Origin of the sequence: Bacillus sp. FSL M8-0071 (assembly GCF_037975455.1) — a bacterium.
GTDB lineage: Bacteria > Bacillota > Bacilli > Bacillales > Bacillaceae > Bacillus > Bacillus subtilis.
In genome coordinates this window covers 674,601-693,828 of record NZ_CP150256.1, presented here as the reverse complement: position 1 = coordinate 693,828, position 19,228 = coordinate 674,601, and the positions used below count along the sequence as shown (strand labels likewise).

Genomic DNA, 19,228 nt, shown 5'->3' with positions numbered 1-19,228 from the left:
TCTTTTATATTTTAACGCATTATCGATGGAAAGAGTACAGTTTTTTTCATGACGTCGAAGATTCCTCTTGGCGTAATGCGTATATACGGAAGGTGCGTACTTTGCAAAAAGAGCAGCGTATAGATAGGATCGGAAAACTCATAGCCTCTTTCAGTCAAAAGATCTCTCAGCTTTTGTTCCTTCTCAAGCACGTCTTCATACGCTTCCGAAGAGGCGCAGCCGCACAGCGCAAGCGGGATTTCATGCAAAATGTTTCCGTTCTCCGCTAAAACAATTCCTCCTCCGATTTCTTTCATCCGGGCGAAAGCGAGCAGCATATCCGCTTTATTTTTTCCAATCGCGACAATGTCGCCCGTCGTCGTAAAGGAGCTTACAAATCCCTGCACGCTTGAGGCAAACCCTTTTATCATCGTATTGACGCGCCATTTCCCGTGTCTGTCGAGCATCGTCAAATAACTTTCATCATGGTCAAACGAGAGCTGTTCCATCGAATTGTCGATCTCAATCATATATGGCTCCATAATAACCGCATTCCGCATTTTCACGCCCATCGGCATAGAAAACTGCAAGTCATCCATCGTCATATCATATGAAAGTTCAAGCGGGACAAGACCGCCTTTGTGCCAGTCCGTCTTTGTAAACGCCTTCAAATCACAGCCGTCTTCACGCAGAATGGTCCCTTTTGACAGAACAGTCACTGGATTCGGATTTAACGGATCTTCCAGTATGTTGAGCGATGCCAGTCTGCCCGGTCCGACAACTCCTAAATAATCATCCATTTGGTAATACTTTGCGATATTAAATGATGCCATATTGTAGGCGTCGATTGCAGGTACGCCTTCTTCTAACGCGATACGAATCAGCTCGTTTGTCATGCCGCCTTTATAGAAATTCGGGGTTGCGCCATCTGTCGTGTAAAAGAAGTGGTCATAATAGCGGAAGCCCTTCTCATGCAGCTCTTGCAAGATTTTTCTTACATCAGGGCGAATGGAAGAGTTCCGAAGGGAAACATAATAGCCCAGTTCCAGCCTTCTCATCACTTCATCACCTGTCATCGCTTCATGATCACAATCCGCACCGAACAGCTTCATTTTTGTAAGCGTTTTATCAGAAGCGCCGGGAAAATGCCCTTCAATGCGTTTTCGCTGTTTCTTTGTAGCTTGCATGCAGTGGAGCATTAAATCATCACCATCTACCAAGCGTGGCCATCCGGTCATTTCTCCGCCTTGAATCACATCCGGATGTTCAATCCACTGTTTTCTGACGTCAAATGGAAGGACGTGGTCCTCGTTCAGAACCTCGGTCTGGAGGTCATAGCGTGACCACCAAAAATACTGGACAGGCTGCTTTTTAAGTTCATTCAAAATCGTAAGCGCTTTCTTTTTTCCGCTTTGCAAAAGCAAAAATAAGTTATCATTCACGAATGTCGTTGTTCCGTATTGAGACACATATTCCGCCAGTGTTTGGGGATTATATATTTGAAAAGGATGTGCGTGCGGTTCAATATAACCTGGCACAATGTATTTTCCTTCACAATCAATCGTATGAATTTCTTCGGCTCTATTCGGAAGTTCATGACCCACATAAACAATGCGGTCCTGATAAATCCAAATGTTTTTTTTCAGCCATTGTTTTACATATGGATTTAAGACGAGAGCATTCCGTAAAAGGAGCGTTGGAAGCAGCTTTGAGTCTACAACATCAACCTGTGCCCTGATGTCTTTGTTTTTCCAGTTAAAGGTGCGTTCGGACATTCACATACTCTCCTTTACATGTATTAGACTCATGGTATCACATCCTTCCTCATCACGCACGATAAAAACGTTACAAATTTTTGAAGGTTCGGTTAAAAAACTTTTTTAAGTAAAAGGAGCGGATTTCCTTGAAGCCAAACATCAGTCTCATCAATGCCGTGTTCAGAATCGCCTGCGGATTGACGATTATGTCAGCCGCCAGTGCAAAGTTTACGAAAAAACCTTGGTGCAGAATGCATCTCTTTTACATCTTTATGGGGGCCATGAAAGCGGGTTCGGGAATCTTGCGCTTCTGTCCTGTGACCTACATGTTTCAACACAGTGATTCTGGAAATAACGAGCATCAAAACGGATAAATGGAAAAGCTTGATCACAAAACGTGATCAAGCTTTTTTTTTATGCCCATCCTTTGTTTTCATATAGAAATATCCTGCAGCTGCCAGCACTGCCGGATAAAGCAGTGCCCAGCCGCTGAATGAATAAATCACCGCGCACGCCACAAATGCCCCGAGCGCCATCCACCAGCCTATATCTCTCCTGCCCAGCAGTTTCAGTGCTGCCGCCATTGTACATATGTAAGATGCGATAAAAGCCGCGCTCGGCCCTTTCAACAGAGTCGTCAAATCGATTTGAAACAGACCATGCGCCGCAAGCACTAAGCCAAACACTGCGGCCATCGCTGTCAAAACGCGAATAGGCGTACGTTTTGTCGCACTGAGTTTTCCAAAAAATACGGGTATGTGCCCCTCTCTCGCCAATGCGTACACCATTCTTGAAAAACCGGCAATATTGGCATGGATGGTGGCGAATGTAATAAACAGCGCTAAGCATACCGTGACGTATACACCGCTTTCCCCTGCTCCTTTTGAGATGAGCATGGCAAGCGATGCAATTTCTCCATTCTCTCCGTATGAATGAGTTCCCACTGTTACAAATGACAGCATGATATACAGCCCTGCCACACAAGACGCTGCCAAAAACAAGCTGAGCGGGACATCTTTTTCAGGGCGATGAAATTCCTCAGCCAACGGGGTAATCATTTCCCAGCCTACAAAAGAGAAAAAAATCATGACAGAAACAGATCCCGCGGCAGACCAGCCATGCTGAAGAAACGGTTTGAATTCTGCTATCTTGACGTGTGGCAATGACACAGCAATAGAAGTGACAAGCAGAAATACGATGACACAAATAACGAGTGTACTGATGTTTGCGGATAGTTGAATGCCTCTCATATGAAGCAAAATAGATATAGCCAGCATGCAACCAGCAATCGATGTAACCTGCCAATCGGCCGCCTCTGTGACGTAACTGACGTAATGCGCGCCAGTCAAAGCGATGATGGGAACGCCAATCGGAACGGACCCTAACATGATCCAGCCCAAAATCGCTCCGGCTTTTTTTCGAAAAGCCAGCTGCACATAAGCAGTGATTCCTCCCGCGCTGGGCGCGATTTTCACAAGCCGTGCCAGCGTGCCGACGAGAAGAAAAGATAAAAAAGACATGAATACCCAGACAACTAAAGAAGCGGGGCCGGCTGCGTCAGCTGTTACAGACGGCAAAATTAATATCCCGCATCCTAAAACCGCCCCAATCGTTAACGCCGTCCCTTGTATCCAAGTAATAGAGCGCTGTAATTCTGGCAACATGATGCCTCCTCTCTGATTGATGGCTTTATTATAGAAAAAATAAGACGGCATCCATATGCTACAATGAAGGTAAGTCAACAGCATTGCCTTATGATCAAAGGAATTTTCATTCATTCGCCTAAATATGTAAAGGAGCCGGACAAATGGACGATACAGACCTTCAGATTCTCTCGCATTTGCAGCGAAACGGCAGATTAACGATGGTTGAGCTGGGAAAGCTTGTCGGACTCAGTTCGCCAAGCGCGGCGGAGCGTGTCAGGAAGCTTGAAGACAAAGGAGTGATTACCGGCTACAGCGCGAATATCTGTTACGAAAAACTAAACAAGCATGTCACCGCTTTTATTCTCATGGAGCCAAAAAGCTGTAAGCACTACGCCGCCTTTGCAACATCGCATCCTGATGTAGCAGAAAATCACCGCATCACAGGGATGTACAGCTATGTGACAAAGGTCGTGACTGAATCGGTACATACGCTTGAGGATTTTATTGACGCCTCGATGGCCCATGGAAAACCAACCACACTCGTTGTGCTTTCTTCTTCCAGCTGCCATCCCGCTTTTTGATAACAAAAAACCCGCAGCTATTCTGCGGGTTTTCCTCACTTATTTTTGGGCAGCCTTTAAAGCGCGTGCCCCAATGTCTTTTCTGAAAAAGAGTCCCGGTTTGAAAATTTCATCAACCGCTTTGTACACTCGGTCTCTAGCCGCTTCAAACGTTTCATCAAAAGCCGTCACATTGGCGACGCGCCCCCCGTTTGTAACGAACTCTCCACCTTCTGCTTTCGTTCCGGCATGGAAGACCACGACCTGCTCAGTTTCTGCTGCAAGGCTGCCGATCGGCGTGCCTTTTGCATAGCTTTCCGGATACCCTTCTGATGCAAGCACAACACTCACTGCCGCGGTATCCTTCCATCTTAAGTCAACTTCCTTATCATCTAAAAGATCAAGAAGCACCTGTACCAGATCAGATTCCATGCGCGGAAGCACGACCTGTGTTTCCGGATCGCCGAAACGGGCATTAAATTCAATGACCTTCGAGCCGTTTTCAGTAAGCATCAATCCAGCGTACAAAACGCCAGTGAAAGAACGGCCTTCTTGTACCATTGCTTTTGCGGCCGGCTTAACGATCGTTTCTACAGCATGGCGAACCGTTTCTTCCGAAATTTGCGGAACTGGAGAGTAAGCGCCCATTCCGCCCGTATTCGGGCCTTTGTCTCCGTCAAACGCACGCTTGTGATCTTGGGCAATCACCATTGGATACACCTTTTCCCCTTTGACAAAGGCCATCAGAGAAAATTCTTCACCAGAAAGATATTCTTCAATGACAACGGACGCGCTCGCATCACCGAACTTTTCATCTTCAAGAAAGTCATGCAGACACGCAATTGCTTCTTCCTCTGTCATAGCAACAGTAACGCCTTTTCCAGCTGCAAGTCCATCTGCTTTTATCACAATCGGAGCACCTTTTTCCTGCACATATGCCTTCGCCTCATCAAAGGATGTAAACGTGTCGTATTCTGCGGTCGGAATGTCGTATTTCTTCATTAAGTCCTTAGCGAACTGTTTGCTTCCTTCGATGATCGCCGCGGCTTTTGACGGGCCGAACACGCGCAGTCCCGCTTTTTTAAATTCATCCACCAGACCTTCAATTAAAGGAACCTCAGGGCCGACAATGGTCAGGCCGACCTGATTTTGTTTTGCAAATGAGACAAGCCCTGCGTGGTCGCTTTCCTCAATGTTTACAAGCTGTGCGGAAGCTGCCATGCCGTCATTTCCGGGAGCGGCAAATACATTCTCGACGAGGCTGCTTTGCGCTGCCTTCCACGCCAGCGTATGTTCTCTTCCGCCTTTACCGATAATTAATACATTCACGTCGTTTTCATCCCCTTAATGTTTGAAGTGTCTGATGCCGGTGAATACCATGGCAATGCCGTATTCATCCGCTTTTTTGATGGAATCCTCATCACGGATCGATCCGCCAGGTTGAATGATGGCCGTAACGCCCGCTTTTGCCGCTTCTTCGACAGTATCTGGCATTGGGAAATATGCATCCGAACCGAGCGCGCTGCCCTTCGCTTTTTCCCCTGCTTGCTCGATTGCGATTTTTGCCGATCCGACGCGGTTCATTTGGCCTGCTCCCACGCCGACTGTCATGTTGTCCTTCGCGAGAACAATCGCATTTGATTTCACATGCTTCACGACTTTCCAAGCAAGCTTCAAGTCTTCCCACTCTTGCTCGTTCGGCTCTCTTTTTGTCGGAATGCTAATCTCAGCATCATCGAAGCCGTGCATATCTAAATCTTGAATCAGCAGCCCGCCTTGAACGGATGTCAGCTGTTTTTCCTTTTGAACAGCAGCAGATACGTCAAGCGTCAGCAGGCGGAGATTTTTCTTCGCAGTCAGGACGTCGAGCGCTTCTTGGCTGAATGAAGGCGCAATGATGATTTCTAAGAAAATGTTATGAAGCGATTCGGCAGTTGTCTTGTCCACTTCACGGTTCAACGCGATAATGCCGCCGAAGATAGATGTTTTATCCGCTTCAAACGCTCTGTCAAACGCTTCGGCGATCGTTTTTCCTGTTCCTACACCGCACGGATTCATATGCTTTACAGCAACAGCAGCCGGATCAGTGAATTCACGAACGATTTGAACTGCCGCATCCGCGTCTTTAATGTTGTTGTAAGAAAGCTCTTTTCCGTGAAGCTGTTCTGCTTGCGCAATGGAGCCTTTGACAGGAAGAGCTGTTTGATAGAAAGTTGCTTCCTGATGCGGGTTTTCTCCATAGCGAAGCGATTGTTTTTTCTCAAATGTCACAGTGAATTGCTCTGGTTCTTTTTCACCGACAACATTTGTCAGATAGTCAGCGATCAGTGCATCATATGCCGCAGTATGACGGAATACCTTTGCCGCGAGCTCGCGTTTTTTCTGAAGAGATACGCTGCCTTCTTCTTTGATTTGATTCAGCACTGGGCTGTAATCGGCCGGATCGACGATAACCGTGACATCCTGATGGTTCTTTGATGCCGCACGCAGCATGCCAGGTCCGCCGATGTCGATATTTTCGATCGCTTCTTCATATGTGACGTCTTCCTTAGAAATCGTTTCTTTAAATGGATAGAGGTTGACGACAACGAGGTCAATCGGCTGAATCCCGTGTTCATTGATCTGCGCCATATGCTCTTCATTGCCGCGAACCGCCAGAAGGCCGCCGTGAATATTCGGGTGAAGGGTTTTTAACCGGCCGTCCATAATTTCAGGGAAGCCTGTCACTTCAGAAATTCCGATCACATCCACACCGTTTTCTTGAAGAAGCTTTTTCGTTCCGCCTGTGGAGATGACTTCAACGCCAAGCTCTGTCAGTTCTTTTACGAAAGGAACGAGATTTGTTTTATCTGAAACACTGATTAACGCACGTTTAATGGTCATGCCTTTTCACCTCTGTTATTTAATCCTAATAGCTGTTTAATCACACTCGGATACCATTTATGCTCAAGCTTGTGAATCCGCTGTTCGATTGTTTCCAATGTATCATGTTCATCAATTTCGATTGCCTTTTGAGCGATGATCGGACCTGTATCCATTCCTTCATCGACATAATGCACGGTGATTCCGGCCACCTTCACACCCGCCCGGAACGCCTGTCCGACTGCGTCGATCCCAGGAAACGCCGGAAGAAGCGACGGGTGAATGTTAATGATTTTTCCTCCATATGCTTGAAGGAGCGTATCACCAATTAGCCTCATATAGCCGGCAAGAACAATCAATTCAACCTCGTGAAGACGAAGCTGTTCAATGATGGCTTGTTCAAATGCGGCCTTGTTTTCATAAGACTTCGGCTCAAATGCAAAGGATGGAATGTGGAATGCTTCCGCCCGTTCGATGACTTTCGCCTGCGGTTTGTCGCAAACGAGGAGCGCTGCTGACGCATCCCAGTTCTCCTCCTTCAAACGCGTAACGATGGCTTCGAAGTTTGAACCGTTTCCTGATGCAAATACCGCAAACTTTTTCATGAAAGTGCCGCACCGCCGAATGTGACGCCTTCACCTTTTTTCACTCGCCCGATTAAATAGGCTTTTTCGCCATGGCTTTCAAGCGTTCCGATCACATCTGTCAGATGCTCTTCTTTGACAGCCAAAACAAAACCGATACCCATATTAAAGACGTTGAACATGTCTTCTTCCTTCAGCTTGCCGTACTCTTGCAAGAAAGAAAAAATTGGCGGGATCGGCCATGAGCCATGATCAATTTCCGCACTTAAGCCTTCCGGAAGCATACGCGGAATATTTTCAATAAATCCTCCGCCTGTCACGTGCGCCATGCCGTGGATTTTTCCGCTTTTGACCGCGGCAAGCACAGGCTTCACGTAAATCCTTGTCGGTTCAAGCAATTCCTCGCCAAGCGGGCGTTCAAACGGCTCATATGTTGTATCGAGGTCCAGCTCCGCATCATCCAGAAGCACTTTTCTGACAAGGGAAAAGCCGTTGCTGTGAAGGCCGCTGGAGCTGAGGCCGATCAACAGATGGCCCTCTTCAATGTTTTCTCCAGTCACGATTTCGTCCTTTTCTGCCACTCCGACTGAGAAACCGGCAATATCGTATTCATCAGCTGTATAGAGCCCCGGCATTTCAGCCGTTTCACCGCCGACTAAGGCTGAACCTGACTGCTCACAGCCTTCCGCCACACCTTGTACAATCTGTTCAATTTTCACTGGGTCCGCTTTGCCAACGGCTAAATAATCGAGGAAAAACAGCGGCTCTGCACCTTGTGCCAGCACGTCATTGACACACATTGCAACAGCGTCCACGCCAATCGTGTCATGCTTATCCATGGAAAAAGCGAGCTTTAATTTTGTGCCGACACCGTCCGTTCCCGAAATGAGAACTGGTTTTTGATAAGAAAGCTCAGACAGGTCAAACATGCCGCCAAAACCGCCAAGGCTGCCCATAACGCCAAGCCGTTTCGTGCGCTCCACGTGTTTTTTCATTCGTTTTACGGCTTCATATCCGGCTTCGATGTCAACTCCTGCGTTTTTATATGCTTCAGACATCCTATTCACTCCTTTAAGGCGCTTTTCAAAATATCTCCCCGAACGAGGGCAGAAAGAGAAAGGCAGCCGAACTGCGCTGCCTTTATGTCATTTTTCAAGTTTTATTTGGTTAATACTGCTTCTTTTACGTGAGGAAGCACTGTATCCTGGTAAATTTCAGTCGGATATTTTCCTGTAAAGCAAGCGAGACACTGTCCGCAATTCGAGTCATCGTATTTTCTGCCGATGCCTTTCAGCAGCCCTTCCACACTCAAAAATGAGAGGGTATCGGCTCCGATTTCCTGACGGATTTCTTCAACAGAATGCGAAGACGCGATCAGTTCTTCATGTGTGGAAGTATCAATGCCGTAAAAGCACGGATGAGCGATCGGCGGTGAACTGATTTTCACATGCACCTCTGTCGCACCCGCTTCTCTTAGCATCGTGACAATCCGGCGGCTAGTTGTTCCTCGCACGATAGAGTCATCCACCATCACGACGCGTTTGCCTTCTACAACCCCGCGCACCGCAGACAGCTTCATTCTGACGCCTTGCTCACGCAGAGCCTGGGACGGCTGAATAAACGTTCTGCCAACATAACGGTTTTTGATTAAGCCAAGCTCATACGGAATGCCTGTTGCCTCTGCATAGCCGATCGCCGCTGAAATACTGGAATCCGGAACCCCGGTTACGACGTCAGCTTCAACTGCGGATTCCTGAGCCAGCATTTTCCCAAGGTTTTTACGGGCACTGTGCACATTAATACCGTCAATATTGCTGTCTGGTCTGGAGAAATAAATGTACTCCATGCTGCAAATGGAACGATTGATATTCATGGAAAAACGCTCTGATTTCATGCCTTCATCATTGATGATCAGCATCTCACCCGGTTCTACCTCACGAAGGTACGTTGCGCCGACAACATCAAATGCGCATGTTTCCGATGCGACCACATAAGCGTCGCCCATCATGCCGATGGATAGCGGTCTCAGCCCGTTTGGATCAAGTGCGACAATCATTTCTGTTTCGGTCATGATCAGGAACGCGTAGGCGCCTTTCAGCATAGAAAGCGAGTTTTTAATTTGGTCCTTCAGCGTGAAGTGTCCGCTTCTTTTGATCAGGTGAGCCAAAACCTCTGTATCCGAAGAGGTTTGAAAGATGCTCCCTTGATTTTCGAGCTGCTGCTTTAGCTGAGTGGCGTTGACAAGATTTCCGTTATGAGCAAGCGCCAGGCTGCCATTGTTTTGGGAACGGAAGAGGAGCGGCTGAACATTTTCGTATCCGCCGCCTCCAGCCGTTGCGTACCGAACGTGCCCGATAGCGCCTTTTCCCTTTACTTTGCTGAGTTCGCCGTTTTGAAATACTTCAGTGATCAGACCTTGGCCTTTGTGAGCCGTCAGCTTTTCACCATCAGTCGCTACGATGCCCGCACCCTCCTGTCCTCGGTGCTGAAGGCTGTGAAGACCGTAATACGTGATTTGCGGGGCTTCTTCATGTCCCCAAATCCCAAAAACGCCGCATTCTTCATTTAAGCCTTTGATTTCAGCAAGCATGGGATAGCTCCTTTCCATACGCGTTCAAGCTCTTTCGTTTGCGCATGAATCATTTGTTGTCCGTCTTGGTTTTGAATCGCCAGAATTCCGTCAGCTGTTACCTCACCAATATGAACCGCATCTTTGACAGTTGCTTCAAACGCAGCTTGATGTTCTTTTTTCACTGAAACGACGAAGAGGGATTGAGATTCAGAGAATAATAACGCCGCTTCCCCTTCTACAGTCACATTAGCGCCAAGGTTTTCCGTCGTCATGACACTTTCCGCAATCGCTACGCCTAAGCCGCCTTCAGACACATCATGCGCAGATTGAACGAAGCCTTTTTTAATCGCGTCAAGCAGTGCTTTTTGACGAGACAGCTCTACATCAAGATCGATTTGCGGCGCTTTGCCGTAAATACGGCCTTCTGTCATTTTTTGCAGCTCGCTTCCGGCAAACTCTGGTTTTGTTTCGCCTATCACATATACGAGATCTCCCGCTTGTTTGAAATGCTGTGTTGTAATGTGTGCTGTATCTTCAATTAAGCCAACCATGCCGATAACTGGTGTCGGATAGATCGCCGTGCCGTTTGATTCGTTATAAAGCGATACGTTACCGCCAATAACCGGTGTGCTGAGAACATTGCATGCTTCGCTTATGCCGTCTGCCGCTTTTTCGATCTGCCAGAAGATTTCCGGCTTCTCCGGGTTTCCGAAGTTAAGGTTATCTGTGACCGCAAGCGGTTCTGCGCCTGAGCAAATGATGTTGCGCGCTGCTTCAGCGACAGCAATTTTCCCTCCGACTTCAGGATCAAGATAGAGATAACGCGCGTTACAGTCTGTCGTCATCGCCAGCGCCTTTTTCGTTCCGCGGATTCTGAGAACACCAGCATCAGACCCAGGAGCGACAACTGTATTCGTGCGCACCATGTAGTCATACTGATCATACACCCACTCTTTACTCGCAATCGTCGGCTGCTGAAGAAGGGCCTTCAGCGTTTCATTCGCATCTTCAATTTGCGGAGCCTGAACGTCCGTTTCCAAAAACTCGCGATAGTAAGCAGGCTCTTGAGAAGGCTTATGGTAAACCGGTGCTTCTTCTGCCAAGGCATCAACAGGCAGCTCGCACACAACCTCTCCTTTGTGTGTCAGGCGAAGCATTTTATCATCTGTCACATGTCCGACAGAAACCGCTTCAAGATCGTACTTGTCAAAAATATCGATGATTTCCTGCTCACGTCCGCGCTCAATAACCAAAAGCATCCGTTCTTGTGATTCAGAAAGCATCATTTCATACGCGGTCATGCCTGTTTCGCGCTGAGGAATCAGGTCAAGGTTCATTTCAATGCCAGAACCGGCTTTACTTGCCATTTCTGCACTTGAGCTTGTTAAACCGGCAGCTCCCATATCCTGAATGCCGACTAAGGCGTCGCATTGGATGACTTCCAGACATGCTTCAAGCAAAAGCTTCTCCATAAACGGATCGCCGACTTGGACAGCAGAACGCTTTTCTTCAGACGAGTCTGACATTTCTTCAGAAGCAAACGTAGCGCCGTGGATGCCGTCACGCCCAGTTTTCGCTCCTACGTACATTACTGTGTTGCCGACACCTTTTGCCTGGCCTTTTTTGATGTCTTCATGATTGATTAAACCGACGCACATGGCGTTGACGAGCGGATTTCCTTCATAGCTGCTGTCAAACTGCACTTCTCCGCCGACTGTCGGGATGCCGATACAGTTGCCGTATCCGGCAATACCCGCTACTACTTCTTCAAACAAGTACTTCACGCGGGGTGAAGTCAGTTCACCAAATCGAAGAGAGTTCAATACAGCGATTGGGCGTGCACCCATTGAGAATACATCACGGATAATTCCGCCTACGCCAGTCGCAGCGCCTTGGTAAGGCTCGAGAGCTGATGGGTGGTTATGTGATTCAATTTTGAACACAACCGCTTGGTTATCACCGATATCCACGATTCCGGCGCCTTCCCCCGGCCCCTGCAGCACACGCTCGCCGCTTGTCGGGAATTTACGCAGAATCGGCTTTGAGTTTTTATAGCTGCAATGCTCAGACCACATGACAGAAAAAATTCCGATTTCTGTGTAGTTCGGCAATCTTCCAAGAATGGATTCTATCAATGCAAACTCATCATCACTGACACCCATTTGCTGATACAGTTTCTCTTCTTTTATTTGTTCTTTACTTGGTTCAAGCAGTAGTGACATGAGTTTCCCTCCAATTTTTCACGATAGACTGGAACAATTTAAGACCGTCGGCGCTTCCAAGCAGTTCATCGACCGCGCGCTCAGGGTGAGGCATCATGCCTAATACATTGCCTTTCTCATTCACGACACCGGCAATGTCGCTGACACTTCCATTAATATTAGAGCCGTATGTGAAAGCAATTTGATTGTTTTCCTTTAATGTAGCAAGCGTCTCGTCATCACAGTAGAAATTCCCTTCACCATGGGCAACCGGGATTGTAATCGATTCTCCCTTTTCGTATGAAGCTGTGAATAAGGTTTCGTCGTTCTGAACAATCAATTCAACCGGACGGCAAATGAACTTCAGATCTTTGTTGCGTCTCATTGCGCCTGGCAGCAGCCCAAGCTCCTGTAAAATCTGGAATCCGTTACAGACGCCAAGAACAGGTTTTCCTTCAGCCGCTGCTTGTTTGACAGCTGGCATAATATTCGCAAATCGGGCGATGGCGCCGCATCTTAAGTAATCGCCGTAAGAAAACCCTCCCGGAATTAACACGCCGTCGAAGCCGTCAAGACTTGTTTGCTCATGCCAGACGTATTCCACTTCATGGCCGAGCTCATCCTTTACAGCATGATACATATCGATATCACAGTTGGAGCCGGGTAACACAATCACCGCAAATTTCACTGTGCGACTACCTCCTCAACCTCGTATCTGTAATCTTCAATCACTGTGTTCGCAAGAAGTTTTTCGCACATTTCTTTCACTAGCACGTCAAGATCACGGTCAGATTTTTCAATGGTAAGCTCCATGTATTTCCCGATGCGCACATCTTGAACTTCGTTGTAAGTCATACTGTGCAAGGCATGCTGGACAGCGCTCCCTTGTGGATCTAGTACACTTTCTTTTAAGCTGACATAAACTTTTACTTTATACATGATGAATGCCTCCCAGTCTTTTGAAAATCTCTTCGTATGCGTCGGTTAAGCTTCCCAGATTGCGTCTGAATAAATCTTTGTCCAGCTTTTCGTTCGTTTCTTTATCCCACAAGCGGCATGTGTCAGGAGAAATTTCATCCGCCAAAAGCACTTGCCCTTCTGCATCTAGACCGAATTCAAGCTTGAAATCTATTAATCTGATTTGACAATCGTCGAAAATGCTTTGAAGCTCTTCGTTTACTGTTTTTGTAATGGACTTAATGGTTTCTACCTGCTCAGGAGTCGCCGCCTTCAAAAGCCAAATATGATCTTCGGTGATGAGCGGATCACCCAGCGCGTCATCCTTGTAGTAAAACTCGATAATCGGCTGTTCAAGTTCCGTGCCTTCTGGAATGCCGAGACGTTTGGACATGCTTCCTGCCACAACATTTCTGACGACGACTTCAAGCGGCACGATCGTTACCTTTTGAATGAGCTGCTCTGTTTCCGAAATGCGCTCGATAAAATGATTGTTAATGCCCTTAGCATGAAGGTGTTTGAAAATGAGGCTTGAAATTTCATTATTTAAGCGCCCTTTTCCGCTGATTTCTGCTTTTTTCTCGCCGTTAAAGGCAGTGGCGGAGTCTTTATACACGACATACAGCGTGTTTTCGTCATCGGTTTTGTAGATCTTTTTTGCTTTTCCTTCGTATAAAAGTTCATTCTTCACAATATTCACGGAAGGCCTCCTAACCCGAATGTTGGGAATTTTCAAACTGCGGCGGCTTAGAAGAAGCCGCTAAAAGCTTCTTCTATGCTAAACCTAAACGTTCAAAGATCAGATCAACATTTTTCAGATGGTAATTGTAATCAAAGCAGTCAGCAATTTTTTCCGGAGAAAGACGTGACGTGATTTTCTCTTCCGCTTCCACAAGTTCGCGGAACGGCACTTGTTTTTCCCACGCTTCCATTGCTTTCGGCTGAACTGTATCATAGGCTTCTTCACGTGTAAGGCCTGTGTCAATCAAAGCAAGCAGCACACGCTGAGAATAGATAAGGCCGAGAGTGCGGTCCATGTTGCGCTTCATGTTTTCCGGGAAGACCGTTAAGTTCTTCACGATGTTGGAGAAGCGGTTCAGCATGTAGTTCAGCGCAATTGTCGCATCCGGAAGAATAATCCGTTCTGCTGAAGAATGAGAAATATCGCGCTCATGCCATAATGGAACATTTTCGTAAGCTGTCATCATGTAGCCGCGGATCACGCGCGCCATGCCTGTCATGTTTTCAGAGCCAATCGGATTTCGTTTATGCGGCATTGCAGATGAACCCTTTTGCCCTTTCGCGAAAAATTCCTCAACTTCACGTGTTTCACTCTTTTGCAGTCCGCGGATTTCCACAGCGAATTTCTCAATGCTTGTCGCGATCAAAGCAAGTGTTGCCATATAGTCAGCATGGCGGTCACGCTGAAGGGTTTGAGTGGAAATTGGTGCTGCTTTCAATCCGAGCTTCTCACAGACATATTGTTCAACAAATGGATCAATGTTCGCATATGTGCCGACAGCGCCAGAAATCTTTCCAACCTCGATGCCTGCTTTCGCTTGTTTGAAGCGCTCAAGATTACGTTTCATTTCTTCATGCCAAAGCGCAAGTTTTAAGCCGAAAGTTGTAGGCTCAGCGTGTACGCCGTGCGTGCGCCCCATCATGACTGTGTATTTATGTTCTTTCGCTTTTTCTTTTATAATGTCAACAAATCTCTCAAGATCCTTGAGCAAAATATCGTTTGCCTGTTTTAATAAGTAGGAAAGAGCTGTATCAACAACGTCAGTTGACGTTAATCCGTAGTGCACCCACTTTCTTTCTTCGCCCAGTGATTCGGAAACGGCGCGTGTAAAAGCGACAACGTCATGGCGCGTGTCCTGTTCGATTTCTAAAATGCGGTTGATGTCAAATGACGCGTTCTCACGCATAACCTTTACATCTTCTTTCGGAATGACGCCAAGCTCCGCCCACGCTTCACAGGCAAGAATCTCTACCTCCAGCCATGCTTGAAATCTGTTTTCATCCGTCCAAATCGCGGACATTTCAGGTCTTGAATAACGTTCGATCATTCTGCTTGTCCTCCGTCTCTATTCATCCATTTATTTGTGATCTCCTGAATCCATTCGTCTTCAGGCTGCTTCATAAATGTAATATGCCCCATTTTGCGGCCTTTTTTGATTTCATGTTTTCCGTATATATATAGCTTTGCCTCTTTTAAAAGCTCCGGGTCTTCCTCCACAAGCTTCACTTCATCGCCGAGAAGATTCACCATCATGCCCGGCTTCAGCAAATCTGTCTTCCCAAGCGGAAGCCCGCATACCGCTCTGATATGCTGCTCAAACTGGCTCGTCTCGCAAAGGTCCAGCGTATAATGCCCAGAATTGTGCGGTCTTGGCGCCAGTTCATTGACCAAAAGCTCTCCGTCCTCTGTCAGGAACATCTCAACAGCAAGCGGTCCGACAAGGTTAAGCTCATCTGCAAGCTTAACTGCGAGATCAGCAGCCTTCTGCTGAATCCCTTTCTCTACCCGTGCGGGCACGATGCTTTGGAAAAGAATATTGTTGTGGTGAATGTTTTCAGCTGTCGGAAATGTTGAAATTTCACCGTTTACCGATCTGACGACGATCACCGACAGTTCCATTTCAAAAGAAACCCAGCTTTCAAGAATGCAAGTTCCGTGTTCTAACAGACCGGCTGCCTGCTCCATTTGCGCCTCTTCTTTTATCACAAATTGGCCTTTGCCGTCGTACCCGCCGCGGCATGTCTTCAGAACTGCGGGTAACCCGAGCTCCTGTACCGCCTGTTTCAGTTCATCCTTTGTTTTGACGATGCTGTACGGTGCGACTTCACAGCCCGCGGATTGAATTGCTTTTTTCTCTGTTTCACGGTTTTGGGTAATGAGCAGCAGCTCACTTCCTTGCGGGAGATACGCATGATCTTTCAGCCAATGCAGCGCATCATAGTCGATGTTTTCAAACTCATATGTGATGATATCGCTGATTTCAGCCAATTTTCGAATCGCTTCACGGTCATTATAATGAGCGGTAATTTCGACATCCGCAACCTGCCCGCACGGCGAATCTTTCACCGGATCAACGACCGCGACTTTATACCCCATTTGTTTGGCGGACACAGCCATCATTTTCCCAAGCTGGCCGCCGCCGATAATGCCGATTACAGCTCCCGGATAGATGATTTGTTTAGACAAGCTGATCACTGCTTTCTAACACTGTCTGTTTTGTATTTTCTCTTCTCTCATCCAGCTTACGGGCAAGGTCTTCGTCAAATGCTGACAAAATTTGCGCCGCTAACAGGCCTGCGTTCACAGCACCCGCTTTGCCGATGGATGTTGTCGCAACAGGCACGCCTCCAGGCATTTGGACGATGGAAAGAAGTGAATCCATTCCGTTCAGCGCCTTGGACTGAACCGGAACTCCAATGACTGGCAGTGTTGTTTTCGCAGCCGTCATCCCTGGCAGATGCGCCGCTCCTCCGGCACCGGCAATAATCACCTTGATGCCTCTTTCTCTAGCAGTTTCAGCATATTCAAACATGAAATCAGGCGTCCGGTGAGCGGAAACGACCTTTTTTTCGTACGGAACATTGAGTTCGTCAAGTATGTCGCATGCGTGTTTCATTGTCTCCCAATCGGAAGTGCTTCCCATGATGATTCCTACTAGCGGCTGCATTCTGTTCCCCACCTTCTAATGCTTTTGTTTTCAGAAAATAAAAAATACCCGCTCTGCATTGCACTTATGAGGAAGCAATACAAACCGGGCATGGTACATGTATCGTCAGTCGTTCGCTTCTGCGATATATCCATGTCAGTTTTATCGATCACTTTCCTGCATAGTCCGGCAATTTACGGTTGCCGGGTAGAAACTTATGGGCCATATTCCCAAGATTATATGAGGTCGTGTTTTGATTTCATGTTTATCTTAACAACGGACATGGATAATGTCAACGATATTATCGAACGATACAAAAATTCATTCTACTAATGTTCGTGTTTTAGATCAATTTCCCTTCAAATACGATTTTTTTCCCGCACGGAACGATCTGAATTGACCCATTTTCCTTTTTTTCCATAAAAATAGGCTCTTCCATTCGCCTTACAGGCAGATATCCTTCTTCTTTCATTTGCTGAAGCACCGCATCAATCGTTTGTTGCTCTGTCACTTCAAACTTTTTCTTCTTCGGCTTTGCCATTATTCTTTAATTCTCCTCTTCTTCACCGCTTTGACCCAGAAGCCGCCGTGGATTGTTTTTGGTTCGTACGCAATAATAAAGGCTTTTGAATCAAGTGTTTTAATCGTATCATATAGCTGGAGTTCATATTTTCTCGGCGTCAGGATCTGAAGGGCTGTGCGGTCGCCTTCAAGCCCGCCTGCCACCCAATTTGTCACGCCGTAGCCTTTTTCACGGAGCTGCTTCGGAAGATCAAGATCGAGCTCCTTTGTAATCACATTGACCATAATATAGCCAAGCGCCAATTTTTCTTCTATTTTCATGCCGACAATTACGCCAAGACCGTAACCGAGCGCGTACGCGATCACATTTTGAATCTGGTCTAAGTTATCGAGCACCAGACTCAGCCCTGTCACATAAACCAGTATTTCAATCGTACTGATGCCGGCCGCTAAATAACGCTGTCCTTTCAGCGTTAAAATCATTCTTATCGTAAAAAATGACACATAGACAATATTAATAATGAGAATTATGAGAACCATGGCTATCCCATTTGATAAGATGGTTTGCATCATTTTATTCATCCCCCTACTCTTCAGCTTGCACAAAGCATTCATATTCTACTAGAGAAATGAGCCGTTTACAATCAGCTTCGCCCGTAAGCTTAAGCAAAATATTTCGACACGCTTTTATGTGTTGAACAGTAGTAGTTTACCCTCTTTCTCGCCTTTTCAAAATCAAAACAAAAAAGCCCGCTTTTCAGCAGACTCACCTCTTCATATCTATTGTCAGATCTCTTTTTTCATTTTCTGAAGGGACTTGTATTCTTTCTCAAGCTCACTCAGCGTGTAGTCAGCAAGCTGTTCCCCTCTTCCTTGATAAAATTCCGAGAGCAGTAATTTGGTTTTTAAAAATTGCTTCTTTTGGTTAATTGCTCGGCGAAGTACATCAGCCATGTCCATCATCCTCCTTAAACATAAAGGTTTTTGCGCTGGACGTTTTCAGCATTTTCCCCATCATACACGGGTTAATCCTACAAATCAACTATGTTTTTTAGATATATTTGTAAAAAGTGTGACATAAAAAAACCGGCTAGGATTAGCCGGTTTTTTCATTAAAGCGGAATCAGCGACGCCGTAAAATACTCAGAAATAAACGGCCAAGTCACTGCCGTAAACAGCAGCGCTATCGCAACCACTGCAAATACACAATAGATATAATCAATTGGTGCATCTTGTGTCGCCTGGTACACACGCTGTACATACAGCGCGATGATAAAAAAGATGGAAAACAAGATCAGCACCGTAAACAGTACTGTCAGCATTGGGATATTTACGATCGCAAAGATCAGCCAAAGGATTGAAACAGCAATTACCGGTACAAGCAATGAACCCAATACGGCAGCCGCTTCTCTGAACGTCACCTTATGCTTCATCATATAGCGGGAGACAGCCCATATAGCAAAGACCATTACCGCGAAAAAGATCAGCAAATACACAAGAACAACTAAAAACCCGTCATAGAAAGCATGATGGCGTTCTCCGAAACCGAGCGGCCGATTCCAGCTTGCCTTTAACTGAAACCAATTCCCAATTGAAAAAATGATACTGAATATAAGCATTGAAATCAGACCGTACTTATAATGAGAAAAACCATCCGTTACGATAGTTTTCGCCGGTGATTTTAAAATCGAGAACGCAAAACCGCAATATCTGTTGATGGCTGCCCAAACAGACGCAAGCTTGTCTTTAACAGTTGATTCACCGCGTTCCTGGCGCGGTTTCTGCTTTTGTTTTTGCTTCTGCTTGCTTTGCCGGCTCGCCTTTCTGGACATTCTCGATAGCGGTTCTTCATCTGCATCTATTCTTTCACTCTGGTTAATTTCTTCTTCAAACGTTTCTTTTCTTTCTTCCGTCATGTCA

At 46.5% G+C, this 19,228-nt stretch carries 19 protein-coding genes, 1 pseudogene and 1 riboswitch; of the genes and pseudogenes, 2 read left to right on the top strand and 18 right to left on the bottom strand.

From position 1 onward, the window contains the following. Positions 1 to 11: 11 nt before the first annotated feature. Positions 12 to 1,754 carry an adenine deaminase gene (locus MKX71_RS03595; protein WP_041333590.1) on the bottom strand — a complete coding sequence of 581 codons (1,743 nt, stop codon included), beginning with the start codon at positions 1,752 to 1,754 and terminating at the stop codon, positions 12 to 14. A gap of 128 nt (positions 1,755 to 1,882) precedes the next feature. Here MKX71_RS03595 and MKX71_RS03590 point away from each other — a divergent pair, with 128 nt between their 5' ends. Continuing rightward, entirely contained in the window at positions 1,883 to 2,110 is a 228-nt protein-coding gene (locus tag MKX71_RS03590; RefSeq protein WP_003233931.1) for a DUF2892 domain-containing protein, read from the top strand. 14 nt (positions 2,111 to 2,124) lie between these two features. Here the strand turns inward: MKX71_RS03590 and MKX71_RS03585 are convergent. Then, positions 2,125 to 3,400: pseudogene (locus MKX71_RS03585) on the bottom strand (amino acid permease). Between the two features lie 143 nt (positions 3,401 to 3,543). Here MKX71_RS03585 and MKX71_RS03580 point away from each other — a divergent pair. Beyond that, positions 3,544 to 3,963, top strand: a complete 420-nt coding sequence (locus tag MKX71_RS03580; RefSeq protein WP_015252648.1) for an Lrp/AsnC family transcriptional regulator — start codon at positions 3,544 to 3,546, stop codon at positions 3,961 to 3,963. A 39-nt stretch (positions 3,964 to 4,002) separates the two neighbouring features. Here the strand turns inward: MKX71_RS03580 and purD are convergent, their stop codons facing one another. The 16 genes from purD to MKX71_RS03500 form a co-directional block, all read right to left on the bottom strand. Next, the gene (gene purD / locus MKX71_RS03575; RefSeq protein ID WP_264099516.1) at positions 4,003 to 5,271 is read right to left on the bottom strand and encodes a phosphoribosylamine--glycine ligase; all 1,269 of its coding nucleotides are present in this window, start codon (positions 5,269 to 5,271) and stop codon (positions 4,003 to 4,005) included. A gap of 15 nt (positions 5,272 to 5,286) precedes the next feature. Next, entirely contained in the window at positions 5,287 to 6,825 is a 1,539-nt protein-coding gene (purH, locus tag MKX71_RS03570; protein ID WP_339231747.1) for a bifunctional phosphoribosylaminoimidazolecarboxamide formyltransferase/IMP cyclohydrolase, read from the bottom strand. Then, a complete protein-coding gene (gene purN, locus MKX71_RS03565; RefSeq protein WP_015252651.1) occupies positions 6,822 to 7,409 on the bottom strand; it encodes a phosphoribosylglycinamide formyltransferase in 588 nt (195 codons plus the stop codon). The genes purH and purN overlap by 4 nt, the downstream gene beginning before the upstream one ends. Beyond that, the gene (purM, locus tag MKX71_RS03560) at positions 7,406 to 8,446 is read right to left on the bottom strand and encodes a phosphoribosylformylglycinamidine cyclo-ligase (protein WP_167407940.1); all 1,041 of its coding nucleotides are present in this window, start codon (positions 8,444 to 8,446) and stop codon (positions 7,406 to 7,408) included. Before purM ends, purN begins: the two co-directional genes overlap by 4 nt. A 101-nt stretch (positions 8,447 to 8,547) precedes the next feature. Further along, positions 8,548 to 9,978: an amidophosphoribosyltransferase gene (gene purF, locus MKX71_RS03555; protein ID WP_003233947.1), complete on the bottom strand. Its 1,431-nt coding sequence runs from the start codon at positions 9,976 to 9,978 to the stop codon at positions 8,548 to 8,550. After that, entirely contained in the window at positions 9,954 to 12,182 is a 2,229-nt protein-coding gene (gene purL / locus MKX71_RS03550; protein ID WP_339231745.1) for a phosphoribosylformylglycinamidine synthase subunit PurL, read from the bottom strand. The genes purF and purL overlap by 25 nt, the downstream gene beginning before the upstream one ends. Next, positions 12,166 to 12,849: a phosphoribosylformylglycinamidine synthase subunit PurQ gene (gene purQ / locus MKX71_RS03545; protein WP_339231743.1), complete on the bottom strand. Its 684-nt coding sequence runs from the start codon at positions 12,847 to 12,849 to the stop codon at positions 12,166 to 12,168. Before purQ ends, purL begins: the two co-directional genes overlap by 17 nt. After that, positions 12,846 to 13,100, bottom strand: coding sequence for a phosphoribosylformylglycinamidine synthase subunit PurS (gene purS, locus MKX71_RS03540; RefSeq protein WP_003219409.1), 255 nt, complete (start codon positions 13,098 to 13,100; stop codon positions 12,846 to 12,848). Before purS ends, purQ begins: the two co-directional genes overlap by 4 nt. Then, positions 13,093 to 13,818 carry a phosphoribosylaminoimidazolesuccinocarboxamide synthase gene (gene purC / locus MKX71_RS03535; protein WP_339231742.1) on the bottom strand — a complete coding sequence of 242 codons (726 nt, stop codon included), beginning with the start codon at positions 13,816 to 13,818 and terminating at the stop codon, positions 13,093 to 13,095. The genes purS and purC overlap by 8 nt, the downstream gene beginning before the upstream one ends. Before the next feature lie 73 nt (positions 13,819 to 13,891). Further along, entirely contained in the window at positions 13,892 to 15,187 is a 1,296-nt protein-coding gene (gene purB, locus MKX71_RS03530; RefSeq protein ID WP_014476028.1) for an adenylosuccinate lyase, read from the bottom strand. Continuing rightward, a complete protein-coding gene (gene purK / locus MKX71_RS03525; RefSeq protein WP_339231741.1) occupies positions 15,184 to 16,326 on the bottom strand; it encodes a 5-(carboxyamino)imidazole ribonucleotide synthase in 1,143 nt (380 codons plus the stop codon). Before purK ends, purB begins: the two co-directional genes overlap by 4 nt. Then, positions 16,319 to 16,807: a 5-(carboxyamino)imidazole ribonucleotide mutase gene (gene purE / locus MKX71_RS03520; RefSeq protein ID WP_003244134.1), complete on the bottom strand. Its 489-nt coding sequence runs from the start codon at positions 16,805 to 16,807 to the stop codon at positions 16,319 to 16,321. Before purE ends, purK begins: the two co-directional genes overlap by 8 nt. 141 nt (positions 16,808 to 16,948) lie before the next feature. After that, a riboswitch (purine riboswitch) is annotated at positions 16,949 to 17,050 on the bottom strand. A gap of 79 nt (positions 17,051 to 17,129) precedes the next feature. After that, a complete protein-coding gene (locus MKX71_RS03515; protein WP_003219403.1) occupies positions 17,130 to 17,327 on the bottom strand; it encodes an NETI motif-containing protein in 198 nt (65 codons plus the stop codon). Continuing rightward, the gene (locus MKX71_RS03510) at positions 17,327 to 17,881 is read right to left on the bottom strand and encodes a DUF5698 domain-containing protein (RefSeq protein WP_015482896.1); all 555 of its coding nucleotides are present in this window, start codon (positions 17,879 to 17,881) and stop codon (positions 17,327 to 17,329) included. The genes MKX71_RS03515 and MKX71_RS03510 overlap by 1 nt, the downstream gene beginning before the upstream one ends. Positions 17,882 to 18,094: 213 nt before the next feature. Next, complete coding sequence (locus MKX71_RS03505; protein ID WP_003244066.1) at positions 18,095 to 18,262, bottom strand: Fur-regulated basic protein FbpA; 168 nt, start codon at positions 18,260 to 18,262, stop codon at positions 18,095 to 18,097. A 158-nt stretch (positions 18,263 to 18,420) separates the two neighbouring features. Beyond that, positions 18,421 to 19,224: a hypothetical protein gene (locus tag MKX71_RS03500; protein ID WP_339231739.1), complete on the bottom strand. Its 804-nt coding sequence runs from the start codon at positions 19,222 to 19,224 to the stop codon at positions 18,421 to 18,423. Positions 19,225 to 19,228: the final 4 nt, after the last annotated feature.